The sequence below is a fragment of the Spirillospora sp. NBC_01491 genome, from assembly GCF_036227065.1.
GTDB classification, from domain to species: Bacteria; Actinomycetota; Actinomycetes; order Streptosporangiales; family Streptosporangiaceae; genus Spirillospora; species Spirillospora xylanilytica.
Window position 1 is genome coordinate 4,838,871 of sequence record NZ_CP109432.1, and the last position, 18,869, is coordinate 4,857,739.

General features: G+C 72.9%; 18 protein-coding genes. 13 read left to right on the forward strand and 5 right to left on the reverse strand.

Annotated elements, in window-relative coordinates:
* The first annotated feature begins 29 nt into the window (after window positions 1-29).
* Genes OHA34_RS22485 through OHA34_RS22495 form a run of 3 tightly spaced genes read left to right on the forward strand, consistent with a single transcriptional unit; the run spans window position 30 to window position 2,955 of the window.
* Window positions 30-635 (forward strand): TetR/AcrR family transcriptional regulator, encoded by a 606-nt coding sequence (locus OHA34_RS22485; RefSeq protein ID WP_285939712.1) that lies wholly within the window; start codon window positions 30-32, stop codon window positions 633-635.
* A complete protein-coding gene (locus OHA34_RS22490; protein ID WP_329518819.1) occupies window positions 632-1,306 on the forward strand; it encodes a TetR/AcrR family transcriptional regulator in 675 nt (224 codons plus the stop codon). The genes OHA34_RS22485 and OHA34_RS22490 overlap by 4 nt, the downstream gene beginning before the upstream one ends.
* Window positions 1,307-1,317: 11 nt before the next feature.
* On the forward strand, window positions 1,318-2,955 hold the full coding sequence (locus OHA34_RS22495) for an alkaline phosphatase D family protein (protein ID WP_443029587.1): 1,638 nt from the start codon (window positions 1,318-1,320) through the stop codon (window positions 2,953-2,955).
* Window positions 2,956-3,214: 259 nt separating this feature from the next.
* On the opposite strand, the gene OHA34_RS22500 is transcribed toward OHA34_RS22495, so the two are convergent.
* The gene (locus OHA34_RS22500; protein ID WP_285939708.1) at window positions 3,215-4,042 is read right to left on the reverse strand and encodes a hypothetical protein; all 828 of its coding nucleotides are present in this window, start codon (window positions 4,040-4,042) and stop codon (window positions 3,215-3,217) included.
* 219 nt (window positions 4,043-4,261) lie between these two features.
* Between OHA34_RS22500 and OHA34_RS22505 the strand changes: the two genes are divergently transcribed.
* The 3 genes from OHA34_RS22505 (at window position 4,262) to OHA34_RS22515 (ending at window position 8,750) form a co-directional block, all read left to right on the forward strand.
* Complete coding sequence (locus tag OHA34_RS22505) at window positions 4,262-6,007, forward strand: sigma-70 family RNA polymerase sigma factor (RefSeq protein WP_329518821.1); 1,746 nt, start codon at window positions 4,262-4,264, stop codon at window positions 6,005-6,007.
* A gap of 503 nt (window positions 6,008-6,510) precedes the next feature.
* Entirely contained in the window at window positions 6,511-8,028 is a 1,518-nt protein-coding gene (locus tag OHA34_RS22510; RefSeq protein WP_329518822.1) for an NYN domain-containing protein, read from the forward strand.
* A gap of 92 nt (window positions 8,029-8,120) precedes the next feature.
* Window positions 8,121-8,750 carry a tetratricopeptide repeat protein gene (locus tag OHA34_RS22515; RefSeq protein ID WP_285939704.1) on the forward strand — a complete coding sequence of 210 codons (630 nt, stop codon included), beginning with the start codon at window positions 8,121-8,123 and terminating at the stop codon, window positions 8,748-8,750.
* 95 nt (window positions 8,751-8,845) lie between these two features.
* Here the strand turns inward: OHA34_RS22515 and OHA34_RS22520 are convergent, their stop codons facing one another.
* Window positions 8,846-9,388 (reverse strand): hypothetical protein, encoded by a 543-nt coding sequence (locus OHA34_RS22520; RefSeq protein WP_329518823.1) that lies wholly within the window; start codon window positions 9,386-9,388, stop codon window positions 8,846-8,848.
* A 92-nt stretch (window positions 9,389-9,480) separates the two neighbouring features.
* On the opposite strand from OHA34_RS22520, the gene pyrE reads away from it, so the two are divergent.
* The gene (gene pyrE, locus OHA34_RS22525) at window positions 9,481-10,017 is read left to right on the forward strand and encodes an orotate phosphoribosyltransferase (RefSeq protein ID WP_285939702.1); all 537 of its coding nucleotides are present in this window, start codon (window positions 9,481-9,483) and stop codon (window positions 10,015-10,017) included.
* Between the two features lie 45 nt (window positions 10,018-10,062).
* On the opposite strand, the gene OHA34_RS22530 is transcribed toward pyrE, so the two are convergent.
* Window positions 10,063-10,476, reverse strand: a complete 414-nt coding sequence (locus OHA34_RS22530; protein ID WP_285940097.1) for a hypothetical protein — start codon at window positions 10,474-10,476, stop codon at window positions 10,063-10,065.
* Between the two features lie 69 nt (window positions 10,477-10,545).
* Window positions 10,546-11,274: a DedA family protein gene (locus OHA34_RS22535; RefSeq protein WP_285939701.1), complete on the reverse strand. Its 729-nt coding sequence runs from the start codon at window positions 11,272-11,274 to the stop codon at window positions 10,546-10,548.
* Between the two features lie 263 nt (window positions 11,275-11,537).
* On the opposite strand from OHA34_RS22535, the gene fbaA reads away from it, so the two are divergent.
* The 5 genes from fbaA to OHA34_RS22560 all read left to right on the forward strand — a co-directional run bounded on the left by fbaA (window position 11,538) and on the right by OHA34_RS22560 (window position 16,156).
* Window positions 11,538-12,560: a class II fructose-bisphosphate aldolase gene (fbaA, locus tag OHA34_RS22540; RefSeq protein WP_329518824.1), complete on the forward strand. Its 1,023-nt coding sequence runs from the start codon at window positions 11,538-11,540 to the stop codon at window positions 12,558-12,560.
* A 124-nt stretch (window positions 12,561-12,684) separates the two neighbouring features.
* Entirely contained in the window at window positions 12,685-13,134 is a 450-nt protein-coding gene (locus tag OHA34_RS22545) for a winged helix-turn-helix transcriptional regulator (RefSeq protein WP_285939697.1), read from the forward strand.
* Window positions 13,135-13,182: 48 nt separating this feature from the next.
* Window positions 13,183-13,602 carry a DUF3151 domain-containing protein gene (locus OHA34_RS22550; protein ID WP_285939696.1) on the forward strand — a complete coding sequence of 140 codons (420 nt, stop codon included), beginning with the start codon at window positions 13,183-13,185 and terminating at the stop codon, window positions 13,600-13,602.
* 158 nt (window positions 13,603-13,760) lie between these two features.
* Entirely contained in the window at window positions 13,761-15,044 is a 1,284-nt protein-coding gene (locus OHA34_RS22555) for an adenylosuccinate synthase (RefSeq protein ID WP_285939695.1), read from the forward strand.
* Window positions 15,045-15,187: 143 nt separating this feature from the next.
* A complete protein-coding gene (locus OHA34_RS22560) occupies window positions 15,188-16,156 on the forward strand; it encodes a glycerophosphodiester phosphodiesterase family protein (protein ID WP_285939693.1) in 969 nt (322 codons plus the stop codon).
* Here the strand turns inward: OHA34_RS22560 and corA are convergent.
* A complete protein-coding gene (gene corA / locus OHA34_RS22565; protein WP_285939692.1) occupies window positions 16,078-17,178 on the reverse strand; it encodes a magnesium/cobalt transporter CorA in 1,101 nt (366 codons plus the stop codon). The two genes, OHA34_RS22560 and corA, sit on opposite strands and share 79 nt — an antisense overlap.
* Before the next feature lie 408 nt (window positions 17,179-17,586).
* Between corA and purD the strand changes: the two genes are divergently transcribed.
* Window positions 17,587-18,819, forward strand: a complete 1,233-nt coding sequence (gene purD / locus OHA34_RS22570; RefSeq protein ID WP_329518825.1) for a phosphoribosylamine--glycine ligase — start codon at window positions 17,587-17,589, stop codon at window positions 18,817-18,819.
* The last annotated feature ends 50 nt before the right edge of the window (window positions 18,820-18,869 follow it).

Here is an 18,869-nt window from a genome sequence, read left to right on the forward strand (position 1 = left end):
CAAGAGGCACCTTGATGTACTGTTTGCGGGTGACGACGCACCGACAGCGGCCCCTTCGCGCCGACGCCGAGCGGACCGTCCGGACGATCCTCGAAGCCGCCGAGCGGGTGCTCTCCGCCGATCCCGCCGCCACGATGGAGCAGATCGCCGAGGCCGCCGGGGTGGCCCGCACCACCGTGCACCGGCGCTTCACCACCCGCGACGCGCTCATCGAGGCGCTCACCGCCTGGGCCACGGCGCAGTTCGCCGCCGCGGTCGACGCGGCGGCGGCCGGCACCGCCCCGCCGCTGGTCGCGCTCTACCAGGTGACCGCCGACGTGCTCCGAGTCAAGATCGGCTGGGGCTTCGCGATGGCCCGCGCCGCCACCGCCGCCGATCCCGAGATCGCCCGCGTCCACGGCGAGGTGCTCGGCGCGTGCGACGCCCTGTTCCGCCGGGCGCGGGACGCCGGCGTCGTCCGCCCCGACGTCGACCTGGACTGGGCGCGGCGCGTCTACTACGCCCTCATCCACGAGGTCGCCGGCGACGACCGCGGCGACGCCGACATCGACGCCCTGACCGGCCGGATCATCGAGACCCTCCTCCAGGGCGTCGGCGCCCGCGCGGACGGCCCGGCGCCGGCGGCCGGCCGATGACGCCGCGCCGGCAGGAGGACCGCACCCGCGCCACCCGCACCGCACTCATCGCCGCCGCGCGCGAGCTGTTCGGCGAACGGGGGTACGCGGCGGTCCCGGCCGAGGAGATCGTGGCGGGCCCGGGGCTGACCCGCGGGGCGATGCGGCACCACTTCGGCGACAAGCGCGCGCTGTTCGCGGCCGTCTTCGAGGAGCTCCAGGCCGAGATCGCCGAGCGGGTCGCCGCCGCGGCCAAAGGCCCGGACCGGGACGCCGGCACGTGGGACGCGCTCCGCGGCGGCCTGGTCGCGTTCCTGGACCTGTGCCGCGAGCCCGAGGTGATCCGGATCGCGCTGACCGACGCGCCCGCCGTGCTCGGCTGGCAGGCCTGCCGCGAGGTCGAGGCGCGGCACGGGCTCGGGCTGGTCACCGCCGGGCTCGACCGCGCCGGCCGCGAAGGGATCATCGCCCCGCGGCCGGCCGGCGTCCTCGCCCGGCTGCTGCTCGGCGCCGCGGTCGAGACCGCTCTGATCATCGCCCGCGCGCCCGACCCCGCCGCGGCCAGAGAGCCCGCCGAGCGCACCCTCCTGGCCCTCCTGGACGGCCTCAGGACAGCCCCTGGGGGCATGGCTCCGGGACGCACGGCGCCCGAACCGCCGCAGGAATGGACGGGACCGCCTCCGGTCCGCTAGAGAAGCGGGTTATGACCGCATTGGTGCTCGGCCCCCACCTCCGCCACGTCAGCGCACATACTGCGACAATCTGGGTGGAAACGGACGGCCCCTGCGAGGTCCGCGTCACCAGCGCCGAGCACGGCGTCGACGCGAGATCCCGCACCTTCACCGTGCACGGCCACCACTACGCGCTCGTGGACGCGGACGGGCTCGCCGCGGGGGCGCGCATCCCGTACGAGGTGACCCTCGACGGCGTCACGGTGTGGCCCGAGCGGCAGACGCGGTTCCCGCCCAGCCTGATCCGCACCCTCGACACCGCCGGCACGCTGCGCATCTCGTTCGGGTCGTGCCGCCGCTCGCCCGGCACCCGGGCGGAGTACGGCCTGGACGCGCTCAGCACGTTCGCGCACCGGCTCGCCACCCACGACCACGACCCCCGCCAGGCCCTCGACTGGCCGGACGTGCTGCTGATGGTCGGCGACCAGGTGTACGCCGACGAGCTGGGCGACCAGATGCGCACCTACATCCGGGGCCGCCGCGACCCCGACCAGGAGCCCGCGGACGAGCTGGCCGACTTCGAGGAGTACACCCACCTCTACAAGCTGGCCTGGCGCGAGGACCCGGCGGTGCGGTGGCTGCTGTCGACCGTGCCGACGTTCACCATCTTCGACGACCACGACATCCGGGACGACTGGAACACCTCCTACACCTGGCGCCAGCAGATGTGGTCCAAGCCCTGGTGGCGGGGCCGCATCATCGCCGGCATCGGCTCCTACTGGGTCTACCAGCACCTCGGGAACCTGTCCCCGGAGGAGCGCGCCACCGACCCGGTGTTCGCGGCGGTCCGCGCGGCGTCCGAGAAGGGCGGCGACGGTTCGGCGGTGCTCGACGAGTTCGCCGAGCTGGCCGACAAGGAGCCCGCCGGCACCCGGTGGAGCTACGCGCACGACTGGGGCGGCACCCGCCTCATCGTGGTCGACAGCCGCTGCTCCCGCCTGCTGACCGAGGACCGGCGCGGGATGCTCGACGACGAGGAGTTCCGCTGGCTGGACGAACAGTGCCAGGGCGGCATGGACCACCTGCTCATCGCCAGCTCCCTGCCGTTCCTGCTCCCGCAGGCGATCCACCACGCCGAATCGTGGAACGAGGCGCTGGCCGATGGCGCCTGGGGACGGCGCGGCGCCCGGCTCGGCGAGAAGATCCGGCAGGCCGCCGACCTCGAGCACTGGGCCGCGTTCGAACAGTCGTTCCGGGACGTCGCGGACGACATCGTCGCCGTCGCGCGCGGCGAACGCGGGCCCGCCCCCGCCAGCGTGTCGTTCCTGTCGGGCGACATCCACTACTCCTACCTCGCCCGAGTGACCCAGCCCGAGACCGAGTCGATGGTCACGCAGATCGTGTGCTCGCCGCTGCGGAACCCGCTCGTCGGCCGGTTCCGCCTGGCCAACCGGATCGCCGCCAGGCGCAGCGCCGGAGCGCCGTTCCGGCTGCTCGCCAAGATGGCCCGGGTGCCCAAGCCGCCACTGCGGTGGCGGATGAGCGACGGCCCCTGGTTCGACAACGCCATCGCGACGGTCGAGCTGACCGGCCGCGACTGCACGGTGCGCTGGCAGACCCCCGCGACCGAAACCACCCTCAGCGAGATGGGCCGTGCCAACGTCTGCTGACCCCCGTCAGCCATCCCCCACCGGACGGCCGCAGCACAATCATCCCCCACACGCGATGGCCTGCACGCCACAGGAAGTGCGCCCGTTCCGCCCCCTCGCCGGAGCGGGCGCACCTCCTGGCGGGCCATCGGCGCCGCGCCCCGCCCCCTCTACGGGACGAACGACGCCGATGGCGCCCCGCCGGCGTCATCGGTCGGCCGCGCCTGACGGCGACCGGCCCTGACGCCTGGTCCTGGTCTCGCGTGTACGGCGGCTCCTCTCAGTGCGCCAGCACGTCAAGGAGCGCCAGCGCCTCCGGGAGCGAGTCGGGCAGCCGCTCGACCCAGACGAGGAACGCCTCGTCCCCCAGGCAGGACCACTCGGGCGACGGATGGAGGCCGTCGAGAAAGGAGCGCTCGGCGGTGAACGTCCGCGCGAGCAGCCCCCGCAGCCCCTCGACGTCCGTCTCCAGCCCCGGCTCCACGGGCACCAGCGCGGTGGCACGGCCCGAGCCGACCAGCGTCAGGGTCTCCCCGCCCCTGAACACGGTCCGCAGGTCGTGCGCCACCACGACGGCGCGGGCGAGACGCCGCCACGGCTCCGAGCCGCCCGCAAGGTCCACCACCACCAGGCGGTGCCGGCCGACAGCCGCGGCGGGACTCGCGCCGCCGAACGGGTCGGCTCGGTAGAGCTCGGCCAGCCTGCCGCGCAGGTACGGCAGTGTCGTCAGCCCTGTCAGCGGGTCCTCGCAGGACTCGGCGGCCAGCGCCACCAGCTCCGTCTCCGCCCAGCCCTCCGCCGCGCACCGCACCAACGACAGCGGCGGATGCGGCCAGCTCAGTACGGAGAACAGCACGCCGAGGTCGTCGAGCGTCTCCCCGATGCCGACCCCCGCGCGCCCGCGCGCCTGCCCGAGACGGGCGCAGGCGACCGCCAGCCCGTCGCCGTCGCAGACCGCCTCCAGGACGGCCTCGACCGCCGGCGCCCACCAGTCGGCCGGGATGTTCCAGCACGACGCCGCGCTGCGCCCGCGCCATCTCTCCCGGAGTTCTTCCGTGCCGGGCCCGGCACGGAACCCTGGACGCTCCCCGCTCCAGAGGTACCCCATCGCGCCTCCGTTCACCTGGTCGAATGCCGGTCCACCGCCGGCCCGTCGGCTGGGCGGACGGGCCCCACGGCCCGCCTTCCCAGAGATCAGACGCCGGCGGGATCGGGCCATGACGCGGTTTACCGCGCCATCTTCCGCGACAAGCGGTGTTCAAGACGTCACAATGGGCAAGCAATGGGTGTGTGACCCACAGCGACAGCCGATGCCAGGAGGCCCCCCGTGAGCGAGACCGCGTCCGATCTGGCTCCGTCCGAGTCCAGCGACGCGGTGCTCATCTCCCGCATCCGCGACGGCGACGCGACCGCCTACGGCCCCTTGTACGAGCGGCACCTCATCGCCGCGCGCCGCCTCGCCCGGCACCTGGTCGACGGCGACGCCGCCGAGGACGCCGTCCAGGAGACCTTCGCCAAGATCCTCGCGGTGCTCCAGCGCGGCGGCGGCCCCGAGTCCGGGTTCCGCCCCTACCTGCTCACCGCGATCAGGCGGACGGTCTACGACCGGCACCGCGCCGACAAGCGGCTCCAGCACACCGACCGGATCGAGCTGTTCGACCCCGGCGTCCCGTTCGTCGACCCGGCCCTGGAGGGCCTGGAGAAGTCGATGATCGCCCGCGCGTTCCGGTCGCTGCCCGAACGCTGGCAGGCGGTGCTGTGGCACACCGAGATCGAGGGCGCCAAGCCCGCCGAGGTCGCGCCGCTGCTCGGCCTGACCGCCAACGGCGTCGCCGCCCTCGCCTACCGCGCGCGTGAGGGACTACGCCAGGCGTACCTCCAGATGCACCTCGCCGAGCCGTCCGCTGCTGCGCACCCCGAGGGCGCCGCGGCGGCCGGGGCCGCCGGGAGGGTGACGGCCGAGCTGGACGAACGGTGCGCACAAACGCGCGAGAAGCTCGGTGCGTACGTGCGCGGCGGGCTCGCCAAGCGCGAGTCGCGCGCGGTCGAGAACCACCTCGACGACTGCGCCGACTGCAAGGGCCTCATCCTCGAGCTGGCCGACATCAATTCGCGCCTGCGCGAGGTGCTCGGCCCTCTCATCCTCGGATCCGCGAGCGCCGCCTACCTGGGGTCCGCCCAGGGCGGCCTCTCCGCGGGCGTGATCACGTGGCTCCGGCACCTGCCCAAGCGCCAGCAGCAGGCGCTCGGCGGCGGGATGGCGGCGACGGTCATCCTCGCTGCGGCACTCGCGATGGTGCTGGTCTCCGGCAACGAGCCGATCGGGCCGGTGCACAAGGCCCCGGCCATCGCCCGTCCCGCACCCGCCGACCCGCCCTCGCAGCCAGGCCCGAAGCCCCCGGCGGCGCAGCCCCCAGCGGCGCAACCCGCCCCACCACCCGCGGCCACGCCGATCCAGAAGCCACTATCGAAGCCCGCAGCCCCGGTCCCGGCCCCGGCCCCGGCCCCGGCGCAGCCCGCGCACAAGCCGGCCTCGAAGCCGGTGCCGCAGAAGCCGGTGCCGCAGAAGCCGAAGCCGCGCACGCCGACGGCGCCCGCCCCCGAGGTGCCGTCCTGGCTCTCCCCCGAAATGCCGCCGGTGGCGCTCCCCGAAGTGCCGCAGATCGTCCCGCCGTGGATGCCGAACGTGCCCCTGCCGCTGGTCCCCGAGCCGCAGGGGCGGCCGGCGAGCCCCGACACCCTCGGGACGCTGGTCCCCGACGAGCCCGAGATCGTCGGGAAGGCCGTCCGCAACAGCGGTCTCGGACGCGGCAAGGGCCGTACCCCGGACGCCGGGCCGAGCACCGGACCAGTCGTTGGGCCGGGCGCGGGGCAGAGCGCCGGGCACGGGAACGGGCAGGGCATCGGCCGCGGCACCGGACCGATTCCAGTCCAGGGCATCGGGCGGATTCCGGGCCGCGACCACGGACGGATTCCCGAGCGGGGCATCGGGCGGCTTCCCGGGCGTGACCTCGGGCGGGGCATCGGACAGGTCCCCGGACGCGGCGAACCGCGCACTGGACTGTTCCCGTAAAGATCATGTAGAAGCATTATGGACAGTCCGGAACGACTGGTAGCGTCCGCCGCGGCAAGAGCCCCGAACATGAGAGATTGAAGGCCCGCACACCGGACCCGGAATTTCGGCTGCCCGCGCCCGGCGGGCCGTTACCGTGCCGTGCCGCCGCGTCCGTCACGCCCGTGCTGGACCGTCCGATCGGGCGTGCCACAGGGCGATCCGACGCGGGACCGGAGGTCGGCAGTCAAGGACGGGCGGCCGGTCACGGGCCCTGTCGGGAAATCGTCGTCGCAACGGAAGTCGGGAGTCGCGGACGGACGGCGGTCATGAAAGAGTGGCGAATCGCCGTATTGGCCTACAGGGCAAACGGGCTTCACTACGCTATGGACGCCCGGGGTCTTTTCGCCCGCCCACGGCCCCGACAGCAATGAAGGGCAGGCCGCCGAAGATGGTCACCCTCGTCACCCTGACCGTGGACCGGGCATGTGGTGAGGCCCCGTGTTGAGGAAAGGCGGTGACGCATGGATCGCTGCGCGCTGTTCGTAGACGCCGGCTACCTGCTGTCCGACGGCGCCATGGCGGTGCACGGCACCCGTCATCGCGAGACCGTCTCCTGGGACTTCGGCGGGATGCTCCAACTCCTGGGCAACCTGGCCCGTGAACGCACCGGTATGCCGCTGCTGCGCTGCTATTGGTACGAGGCGACCGTCGAGGGCCGCCGCTCGCCCGAGCACGAGGCGCTGGCCGACCTGCCCGGCCTCAAGCTGCGGCTCGGCCGCGTCCGCCCCGGCCGCCGCGAGGGCGTCGACACCGACATCCACCGCGACCTGATGACGCTGGCCCGCAACGGCGCGCTCGCCGACGCGGTGGTGGTGAGCGGCGACGAGGACCTCTCCCAGGTCGTCGTCGACGCCCAGGACCTCGGGGTGCGCGTGACGGTCGTGCACGTCGCCGTCGACGGCAACTGGACGATCGCGCGCTCGCTGCGCCAGGAGTGCGACGACCTCATCGAGATCGGCTCCAGCCACCTGCGCCCCTACGTCAACCTGCTCTCCGGGGTCGAGAGCGCCTCCAGCGCCTCCGCCCTCGTGCCGAGCCCCCTGTCCAACGGGCACGGGAACGGCAGCGGGAGCGCGATCGGGCAGTTGCAGGCGGCCTCGCACAACGGCCCGCCGCCGTCGTCCCCGATCACCCCGCCGCCCGCGACCATCACGCCGTCCATACCGAGCGCGCCGCCCGCGCCGATCAGCGCCGGCACCGGTCCCGACTACGGCTCGATCCCCGAGTACAACCCGAGCCCCGACTACGGCGCCGGTTCCGGTTCCGGTTCCGCCCCCAAGGCCGGGGCCGGGGCGGGCAGCGGAGCCGACTACGGGTCGGGTTCCGACTTCGGATCGGGTTCCGACTACGGGTCCGGGTTCGGCTCGATGGGGGGCTCGGGGCGCGGTTCACCACTCGCCACCGGCCCGAGCGTCCCGCCGGCCCAGCCCACGCAGCCGCCTCCCCAGCCGATCGCCCCGCCCGCACCGCTGCACGCGGCGCCGACCGGCGCACATGCCGCCGCACCGCCGCACCCCCCGCCACCACCACCACAGTCCACCGGGCCTCAGTACATCCCGTCGCCTCCGCCGCAGCAGTCCACCGGCCCTCAGTACATCCCGTCGCCTCCGCCCCAGCAGACCACCGGCCCTCAGTACATCCCGTCGGTCCCGGCCCAGGCGGCCCCCTCCCCGCCACACGGTCCCTACACCGGGCCGCAGCAGATCTCTCCGCTTCCGGTGCAGCAGAGCACGCCGACGCTGTCGGACGCGGTGAAGTCGGCGCATCAGGAAGGCGAGGAATTCGGCGAGTCCGTCGCCCGCGACGCGCCCGCCCTGTGGCTGGAGGCCGTGCTGGCCCGCAAGCCGCGCATGCCCTCGGACCTGGAGGCCCGGCTCCTTCAGGGTTCTTCTCTGCCGATCGACTTCCTTCTGCACGACGAGGTACGGCACGCGCTCCGCCGTGGCTTCTGGGACGCGCTCGAACGTTCTCGCAGGTGAATGCGGAGACCTCCGGCCCCGAACGCGTAACTAATTCACGATCATCCTCGATTCGCCCGCTTCGGCCGTCGAACGGCGGGTAGCGTTGAAGCGTGACGCATGTGACGGAAGACGATCTCGACGACCTGGAGTTCGACACCCTGCGCACCGGCGATCACATCTCGGCGGCCCAACGGCTCTCCGAGCTGGCCGAGGCGGTATCCGGCGGGGTGTCGCGCGCCAACGTGCTGCTGCGAGCGGGCGAGCAGTGGCAGCACGCCGGTGACCACACCAGGGCGGCCGAGCTGTATCGCAAGGCGCTGGACGACGGCGGCGAGACCTACGGCGACGCGCGCGCCTACCTGGCCGACGCGTTGTTCGAGCTCGACCGCGCCGACGAGGCGCGCACGCTCGTCGAGCAGATCCGCGCCGACAAACCGCGCGACCCCGAGGTCTACCGGACGGTCGCCGAGGTGCTCTACGCCCAGGGCGACATCGCGGGCGCGCACGACTGGGCCACCAACGGCGCCGACGTCGTGCTCGCGCTGCGCGACCGCGCCGTGGGCACCGGTGTGAGCAGCGGCCCGGGCGACGGTTCGCTGACCCCGGGACCCGACGACGTGGCCCTGGCGGAGGACAGCCTCGAAGCCCTGCTCCGGCTGCGCTACCGCGCCCGCATCGACCTCGGTCGCGGCGAGGACGACTACGACGCCCTCCTCGACGACCTCCTCAAGAACGCCTGAGCGTCCCACACCCGCCCCGGTCTCGTGGCCGACGGGGCTGAGGGGGCCGGTGCGACGCCCCGGACACCTGGCGGCGACCCGGGGGCACCCGGACGTCAGAGGGTCGCGATGAGCTCGCTGAGAGCCTGCGCGACGGCCACCGGGAGCCGGTGCTGCACGACGGTCCAGCCGCGGAGCCGCGCCTCGCGAAGCGTCCGCTCGCGATCGGGCGGGCCGGCGGTGCGGTCGGCGTCGGTGCGCAGGTAGCCGCAGGGCGCCTCGGGCCAGTCGGCCGGCATCGGCACGCCGGCCCCGGCACCGTCGTGATCATGGTCGTGTTCGTGCTGCCGGCGGAGCCGGGGCAGATCGGCGTCGACGAAGACGTAGCCGCCGACCTTGCGGTGCGCCGCCCGCTGCGCGGCCGACACGGCGGGCAGCAGCGGCCCGGCCGAGCCGAGCCCGACGAGCACCAGGGGCGGCACCGGATCGGTGGCGGCGATGGTCAGCGAGGCGCGGGCGACGAAGCGCGCCCCCTCGCCGTCCGGGACATCCGGGGCGATCACGTCGAGCCCGTACGAGCGGAGCAGCTCGGGCAGGTCGCCCCAGGCCGCGGCGGTGGCGTGCGGACCGTGCAGCAGGACGAGCGTCCCGGGTGTCACTCGGCCACCTCCCTACCCCGTTCTCCCGGGCCACCGTACACGGCGCGGGACCGGGCGGCGCGGCGGCGGCGGCGGGTGAATAGGCTTCCGGTGTGAGCGATCGTGAAGACCTGCTGAACGAGATCAAGACCAAGGCCGTCGTGCACGGCGACTTCGTGCTGTCGTCGGGCAAGCGCGCGTCCTGGTACGTCGACCTGCGCCGGGTGACCCTGGACGGCGCGGTGGCGCCGCTGGTCGGGCGCGTGATGCTGGACGAGACCCTGGGCCTGGACTACGAGGCCGTCGGCGGGCTGACCCTGGGCGCCGACCCCGTCGCGACCGCGATGCTGCACGCCGCCGCGGCGCGCGGGCAGCGGCTGGACGCGTTCGTGGTGCGCAAGGCCGACAAGACGCACGGCCTGCAACGCCGCATCGAGGGGCCGGACGTGGCGGGACGGCGGGTGCTCGCGGTGGAGGACACCTCGACCACCGGCGGCTCGGTGCTGACCGCGGTGGAGGCGCTGCGCGCCGCGGGCGCCGAGGTCGTCGCGGTCGCCACCATCCTGGAGCGGGGCGCCGCCGAGCGGATCGCCGCGGAGGGCCTGGAGTACCGGCACCCCTACGACGTCGCCGACCTCGACGTCACCTGATCCGGCACGGCCCGGGCCGGCCCGGGCCGGCCCAAGCGGACGGGGTCAGCGCTCCCTGACGGTCCAGGTGCTCCGCCCGGCGGGCTTGGGCGTCTGGAGCTTCCCGTAGATGGTGACCTGCAGCGAGCTCCCGTTGCCTGCGACCATGTCGAGGGGGGCATGGTCGAAGCGGCGGGTCTCGCCGACGGCGAGAACGGTCTGGGGCAGCACCACCTCGTTGGTGTCGGAGCTCCGCACGAACACGCTGGTCGCGGGTCCGATCACCTTGATCAGCAGGGGTGTCGCCGACGCCGCGGGCGCGGCGGAGCGCCTCGCCGACGGGCTGCTTGACCGGTTCGCGGTGTCAGCACTGTCCGACGGGGCGGCCCCTGCGGGGCCCGGCGGCTGGTCGGGTTCGGAGGTCAGCGCGTTCACCAGCGCCATTCCGCCCACGACGAGCAGCGCTAAGGCGAGTACCACGGCCAATGCCGCGATCAGTATGCGCGCGAGACCACGAGGGTCCGACCGATGACGTCCCACATGGGGAGGTTAGCGATAACTGTCACCACTGAGCGACGGACGTGACTCTTCAGCGTCATTCTTCTTCGTTCCGTTGCCCGGCTTCCCGCGCCCCTTGAGCATCTCGATGATGATCGGGATCAGCGACAGGATCAAGATCACCACGACGCCGGGGAGGATGTAGGCCTCGATGTTGGGCACCCTGGTGCCGAGCTGGTTGCCGAGCAGGAACAGGGCGTCGGTCCAGATCACGCCGCCGACCACGTTCCAGATGAAGAACTTGCGGCCGTCCATGCCGAGCATGCCGGCGAGCGGGTTGAGGAAGGTCCGCACGATCGGGATGAAGCGGGCCAGCACGACCGCGCGGGCCGGGCCGAAGCGGTTGAAGTAGTACTCGGCCTTCTCCACCCACTCCTGCCGGAAGATCTTGGAATCGGGGCGGTCGAAGAGCTTGCGTCCGAAGCGGGCGCCGAGCCAGTGCCCGAGCTGGGCGCCGGCGATCGCCGCGACCGGCCCGCCGATCAGCAGCGTCGTCAGGTCGAGCGACTGGAACTCCTGGCCGTTGACCGTGTTGACCGCGGTGAGGATCCCCGCCGTGAACAGCAACGAGTCACCTGGCAGGATGCACCCGAAGAGGAGTCCGGTCTCCGCGAAGATGATCGCGATGACGCCGATCACCGCGAAGGTGCCGAAGAGCTGCAACCAAGCGGTGGGGTGCAGCCACTCGGTGATGTCCAGGGTGATGAGCGTGAGATCCACAATGCGAGCGTACCCGGCCCGGCACCGCGTTTCCGAGCAAAGCGGTTGCCCACCTGGGCCCGCGCCTCCGGCCCGCTCCGAAAACCGGCGCTACCGGCCGGTGTGGGTCCCCCTGCGCGGAGGGCGGGCTTCAAGGGATACTGACCGTGGACGGCATGCCATGCCCGGACCTCGCGCCAAGGCCCTGACCTGCGGTGCGGGCGTGCGGGCGCACCCGCCCGGTCGGACGCCCGGCGGCACCACTGCGTACGAAAGGATCGACCATGCCCATCGCGACCCCTGAGGTCTACGCGGAGATGCTCGACCGTGCCAAGCGGGAAGGTTTCGCCTACCCCGCCATCAACGTGACGTCCAGCCAGACGCTCAACGCGGCGCTGCGCGGCTTCGCGGAGGCGGAGAGCGACGGGATCGTCCAGGTGTCCACCGGCGGCGCGGAGTACCTGTCCGGCTCCACCGTGAAGGACATGGTGGTCGGCTCGACCGCGCTGGCCGAGTACGCCCGGGTGGTGGCGGCCCACCACCCCGTCAACATCGCGCTGCACACCGACCACTGCCCCAAGGACAAGCTCGACGGGTTCATCCGCCCGCTGATCAAGATCTCGCAGGAGCGGGTGGCGCGCGGCGAGGAGCCGCTGTTCCAGTCGCACATGTGGGACGGGTCGGCGGTCCCGCTGGACGAGAACCTGGAGATCGCCGCCGAGCTGCTGGAGGAGTGCGCCAAGGCCCGGATCATCATGGAGATGGAGATCGGCGTCGTCGGCGGCGAGGAGGACGGCGTCGCCCACGAGATCAACGAGAAGCTGTACACGACCCCGGGCGACGCGCTGGCCACCGCCGCGGCCGTCGGGGTGGGCGAGAAGGGCCGCTACATCCTGGCGGCGACCTTCGGCAACGTGCACGGCGTCTACAAGCCGGGCGCGGTGAAGCTGCGTCCCGCGGTGCTCAAGGAGATCCAGGACGCGGTCGGCGCCGAGTACGGCAAGGACCGCCCGTTCGACCTGGTCTTCCACGGCGGTTCGGGCTCCACCCCCGAGGAGATCGCCGAGGCGGTCGACTACGGCGTGATCAAGATGAACATCGACACCGACACCCAGTACGCCTTCACCCGGCCGATCGCCGACCACATGCTCCGCAACTACGACGGGGTGCTGAAGATCGACGGCGAGGTCGGCAACAAGAAGCAGTACGACCCGCGCTCCTACGGCAAGGCGGCCGAGACCGCGATGGCCGCGCGCATCGTCCAGGCCGCCGAGAACCTCGCCTCGGCCGGCAAGCGGATCAAGTAGCGATCGACGGGTCCGGCGGACGGCGGTCCGCCCGACCTGCGGACGGGGCCCGGGGCGACGACGCTCCGGGCCCCATTTCGTCCGCTAATGCGTTGTTTGATGCAACCGGGGTAGTGTCGGGATCGTGGCGTTGCCCCGCACCTACGCATCGCAGAACTGCTCGGTCGCCCGCTCGCTCGAAGTCGTCGGCGACCGCTGGACCATGCTGGTGATCCGCAGCGCCTTCGAGGGCGTGCGGCGCTTCGACGACTTCCAGGACGCGCTCGGCGTCGCCCGCAACGTGCTGGCCGACCGGCTGGGCCGACTGTGCGACGAGGGGGTCCTCCGCCGCGTCCCGTACCAGGAACGGCCCGAGCGGTACGAGTACCGGCTGACCCGCAAGGGCGTCGAGCTCTGGCCGACGATCATGACGCTGCTGCACTGGGGCGACCGCCACTACGCACCGGACGGCCCGCCGGCGGTGATCGTCCATCGCGGCTGCGGCGGCGCGATGGGCGAACGGCTGACCTGCGCCTCCTGCGGCGCGCGGCTCGAACCGTCCGACGTGGAGCCGCGCCCCGGCCCCGGCGCCTGACCCGTCGCCCGGGCCCAGGTTGAAAGGCACTCCCCGACCCGACTTACGATGACCCGCATGACCCAGAACCTGCTCGGCGGCCCGCTCCCGACCGAACTCCCGGACAACGCCCCGGCCCGCGAGGCGCTCGAGGGCGGTGTCGACCCGGTCGAGGTGGCCGCGCGCCACCCCGAGCACCCCGCCGCCTGGGCCGCGCTGGCCGATCGCGCCTTCGCGGCCGGCGCCGTCATCGAGTCCTACGCCTACGCGCGCACCGGCTACCACCGCGGGCTCGACCAGCTCCGCCGGGCGGGCTGGAAGGGCCACGGCCCGATCCCCTGGGAGCACGAGGCCAACCGCGGCTTCCTGCGCGCCCTGAACGCCCTCGGACGGGCCGCGGCGGCGATCGGGGAGGACGGGGAGGCCGAGCGCTGCAAGACGTTCCTGCGCGACAGCAGCCCCGCCGCAGCCGACGCCCTCGCCGCCTGATCCACCCCCCTCCCCGCGACGCGCGGTTTCTTCAGTGCCCGTGGCCAGGTACGATTTGATCGCAAGAGGCCCCTTCGCGCTTGCGGATTCTTCTGGGGGAGACCACCCGAAGGCCCCGCGCGGCACACGGGGCCTTCGTCGTGGGAAGGGAAAGTGGCATGCCTGCCATCGTTCTTGTCGGAGCCCAATGGGGAGATGAGGGCAAGGGCAAGGCCACCGACCTGCTCGGCGGGGACGTCGATTACGTCGTCCGCTATCAAGGTGGCAACAACGCCGGGCACACCGTGGTCATCGGCGACAAGAGCTACGCGCTGCACCTGCTGCCCTCGGGGGTGCTGTCCCCCGACGTGGTGCCGGTGATCGGCAACGGCGTGGTGATCGACCCCGGCGTGCTGCTGGCGGAGATCGACGGGCTCAAGGCGCGCGGGATCGGCTGCGAGCGCCTGCTGATCTCGGGCAACGCGCATTTGATCATGCCGCACCACCGGGCCCTCGACAAGGTGACCGAGCGGTACCTGGGCAAGGCCCGGATCGGCACCACCGGGCGCGGCATCGGCCCGGCCTACGCCGACAAGATCAACCGGATGGGCGTCCGGGTGCAGGACCTGTTCGACCCGAGCATCCTCACGCAGAAGATCGACCTGTCGCTGCGCGAGAAGAACCAGGTGCTCAGCAAGGTCTACAACCGGCGTCGCATCGAGACCGGCCCGATCGTGCAGGAGTACCTCGCCTACGGCGAGCGGCTCAAGCCGTACGTGGCCGACACCGCGCTCGTGCTCAACAAGGCCCTGGAGGACGACAAGGTCGTCCTGCTGGAGGGCGCGCAGGGCACGCTGCTCGACATCGACCACGGCACCTACCCGTTCGTCACCTCGTCCAGCCCGACCTCGGGCGGCGCGTGCGCGGGCTCCGGCGTCGGGCCCACCCGGATCAACCGGGTGATCGGCATCCTCAAGGCCTACACCACCCGGGTCGGGTCGGGGCCGTTCCCGACCGAGCTGCTCGACGAGTGGGGCGAGTTCCTGCGCACCACCGGCGGCGAGTACGGCGTGACCACCGGCCGCGACCGCCGCTGCGGCTGGTTCGACGCGGTGATCGCCCGCTACGCCACCCGGGTCAACGGGGTCACCGACTACTTCCTCACCAAGCTCGACGTGCTGTCCGGCCTGGAGCGGGTGCCGGTGTGCGTCGGCTACGAGATCGACGGCGTCCGGCACGACGAGATGCCCACCACGCAGACCGAGTTCCACCACGCCAAGCCCGTCCTGGAGTACTTCGACGGCTGGCAGGAGGACATCACCCAGGCCAAGACGTTCGACGACCTGCCCGCCAACGCGCAGGCCTACGTCCGGGCGCTGGAAGACCTGGCGGGCGCGCAGATCTCCGCCATCGGGGTGGGCCCCGGCCGCGACCAGACCCTGTCGCTGCGACCGCTGATCTGACCCCGCCGCGCTCGCGCGGCCCCGATCCGACCCTGCTACCGCATGGTCACCTGCCGAACGCGCCCGGACGGCTCCCGGGCGCGTTCGGCGTTTTCTCGCCCGTCCGCCCCTGAGCATCCGGTCGCCGGCGGTAGCGTGCCTGCGTGAAATCCAGGGGGGCGGCCGTCGAACTGCACGGTCATCGGGGCGCCCGGGGGCTCCGTCCAGAGAACACCCTGCCCGGCTTCGCGCACGCGCTGGAGCTCGGGGTGGACGCGATCGAGCTCGACGCCGGGCTGACCGCCGACGGCGTGGTCGTGCTCAACCACGATCAGGTGCTGTCGCCGGTGAACCTCGCCGACACGGGCCCGGTCCGTCCGGGCGACCCGGCGTATCCGTACGTCGGCAGGGCCGTGCGCGAGCTGACGCTCGAGCAGCTCAGAACGGTGGACGCCGGGATCCGCAGGCCGGCCACCGCGGGCGACCCGTTCGTGTTCACCCAGCTACCGGTGCCGGGCACGCCGGTGCCGACGCTGGACGAGGCGTGCGCGCTCATCGGCGCCGCGGACGGGGTGCGTCTCGCGGTCGAGCTGAAGACCGACCCGGACTGGCCGGACGCGGAGGTGGCCCGGTTCACCGCCGCGGTCGCGGACGTCCTGGCGGCGCGCGGGCTGACCCGGCGGAGCCGGCTGCTCGCCTTCGACTGGCGGGTGCTGGTCGAGGCCCGCCGGTACGACCCGGCGTTCGGGCGGGTCGCGCTGATCGAGCGCAAGACCCTGGTGCCCGGGACGCGCTGGCTCGCCGGCCGCGGCCCCGGCGACCCGGTCGGCTCGGCGCTGGAGATCGGCGCCACCGCGCTGTCGCCCGAGCACCGCCTGGTCACGCCGGAGCTGGTGGCGGCGGCCGACCGGCTCTCCCTGCCGGTCGCGGTGTGGACGGTGAACGAGCCCGCGGAGATGGCCCGGTTCATCGGGTACGGGGTGGACGCGATCGTGACCGACCACCCGGACCGGCTGCGCGGCGTCCTCGCCGCGCACGGGCTGCCGCTGCCGGCTCAGAGCCAGCCGTTGCGGCGGAACCCGCGGTACAGCGACAGGCAGGCGATCGCGATGACCCCGAGGATCATCGGGTAGCCGAACTGCCACTTGGTCTCGGGCATGAAGTCGAAGTTCATCCCGTAGATCCCGGCGATCGCGGTCGGCACCATGAAGATCGCGCCCCAGGCGGAGATCTTGCGCATGTCCTGGTTGTCGGCGACCGTCACCTGGGTCATGTTCGCCTGGAGGATCGGGTTGAGCAGCTCGTCGTAGGACTCCACCTGCTCGCGGACCCGGGTCAGGTGGTCCTCGACGTCGCGCAGGTACTCCTTGATCTCGGTCGGCACGAACCGCCGGCCGGTCAGGTTGCGCAGCGGCCCGGCCAGCGGCCCGACCGCCCGCTTGAGCTGGATCACCTCGCGCTTGAGCTGGTAGATGCGGCGCGACTCGTCGGTGCGCTCGGGCGAGAACACCGCCTCCTCGACCTCGTCGATGTCGTCCTGGACGGCGTCGGCGACGCAGACGTACCCGTCGACGACCCGGTCGGCGACCGCGTGCACCACCGCGGCCGGGCCGAGGGCGAGCCGTCCGGCGTCGCCCTCCAGCCGCTCGCGGACGGAGCCGAGCTCGCCGTGCGGGCCGTGCCGGACCGTGACGACGAAGTCGGTGCCGCAGAACACCATGATCTCGCCGGTCTCGACGACCTCGGCGCCGTCCGGCCCGTCGGGCACGTAGCCGACGGTCTTCATCACGAAGAACTGCACGTCGTCGTAGCGCTCCAGCTTGGGCCGCTGGTGCGCGTGGATGGCGTCCTCCACCGCGAGCGGGTGCAGCCCGAACACCTCGGCCAGCTCGGCGAGCTCGGTCGCCGATGGCTCGTGCAGACCGACCCAGACGAATCCGGCGCTGTCGCCGTTCGGGGTGAGCCGCCCGTCCCGGATCAGCCGGACGGCGTCGTCGACGGTGCCGGTACAGACGCGGTGGCCGTCGATGTAGGCGGCCCAGTCGATGACGGCCGAATCGCGGCGGCGCACCTGGGAGGGCACGCTGTGGGGGCGTCCGCGCGTCTTGAACAGCGACATCGTCGCGCGACCGGGGCGGACTCGTGTCATGGCCATGCGGTGCTCCTAACCCGCCGGCCACACGCGCTCAGCGCGCGCTCAACCCTGCCTGTCAGCGAAGGGAGCGCGCGGGAGCCATGGCCGGACGCCGTGCAGAGGCGGACGGTTGTGCAGTCACGTTCGGACTGTGAGGGTTCTCCGGCGAACTGCAAGTATCACCAGGACTCATCCCGACCACCTCCTTTCGCGGCTGGACGTCAGGCCACAAGTCGTGAAGCTTACCAGCCGACAATTAAGACGCCGCGGACATCGCCCAGGTTGCCCTCCGGCGAATGTGATCCGGCCTACACCGCGACGCCGCAAGGGCTGGAGGCGCGTCCGAGGCCGACGCCATCCCGGGACGACGGCCCGTCTCCTGCACAACGCGCGGGCACCAGGCCGATATGCCCAGTAAGCTCGCTCGACGTGCGAGTACTCCTCCTTGGCTCGGGCGGCCGCGAGCATGCGCTCGCCCGCGCCCTGCATCGCGACCCCGCCGTCACCGCCCTGCACTGCGCGCCGGGCAATCCCGGCACCGCGGGGATCGCCGACAACCACCAGCTCGATCCGACCGATCCGGTCGCGGTGACCGAGCTGGCCGAGCGGCTCGCGATCGAGCTGGTCGTGGTCGGCCCGGAGGCGGTGCTGGTCGCGGGGGTCGGCGACGCGCTGCGCACGGCCGGGATCCCCTGCTTCGGCCCCGACCGGGACGCCGCCCGGATCGAGGGCTCCAAGGCGTTCGCCAAGGAGATCATGGCGGCGGCCGGGGTGCCGACCGCCGCCGCCCGGGTCTGCGACTCCGCCGCCGAGGCCGGCGCGGCGCTGGCCGAGTTCGGCCCCCCGTACGTGGTGAAGGACGACGGGCTCGCGGCCGGCAAGGGCGTGGTGGTCACGGGCGACCGGGACGCCGCCGCCGCGCACGCAGCCGAATGTGACCGAGTGGTCATCGAGGAGTTCCTGGACGGCCCCGAGGTCTCCCTGTTCGCGCTCTGCGACGGGGTGCACGCGATCCCGCTGCTGCCCGCCCAGGACTTCAAGCGCGCCCACGACGGCGACGCGGGCCCCAACACCGGCGGGATGGGCGCCTACACGCCGCTGCCGTGGGCGCCGGACGGCCTCGTCGACGAGGTGATGGCGACCGTCGTCCAGCCCACCCTCGACGAGCTGCGCCGCCGCGGCACCCCGTACGTGGGGGTCCTGTACGCCGGGCTCGCCCTGACGTCCAAGGGCGTCCGCGTGGTGGAGTTCAACGCCCGGTTCGGCGACCCCGAGACCCAGGTCGTCCTCGACCGCCTCGCCACCCCGCTCGCCGGGCTGCTCCAGGCGTGCGCGATCGGCGGGCTCGACCCGGCCTTCCGGCCCGAGTGGCACCCGGGCGCGGCCGTGACGGTCGTGGTCGCCGCGGAGGGCTACCCGGCCGCACCGGTGAAGGGCGACGCGATCGGCGGGCTCGACGAGGCGGCTCAGGTCCCCGGAGCGTACGTGCTGCACGCCGGCACGGCCCTGGACGCCGATGGCCGGCCGGTGGCGAACGGCGGCCGGGTGCTCAGCGTCGTCGGCGGCGGGCCCGACCTCGCGACCGCCCGCGCCGCTGCCTACGAGGCCGTCGCGCACATCACCCTGCGCGGCTCGCACCACCGTTCCGACATCGCGCTCTAGGCAGTACCCGGGTCGCCGACGCGTCAACGGGCGCGACCTGGGACAATCAG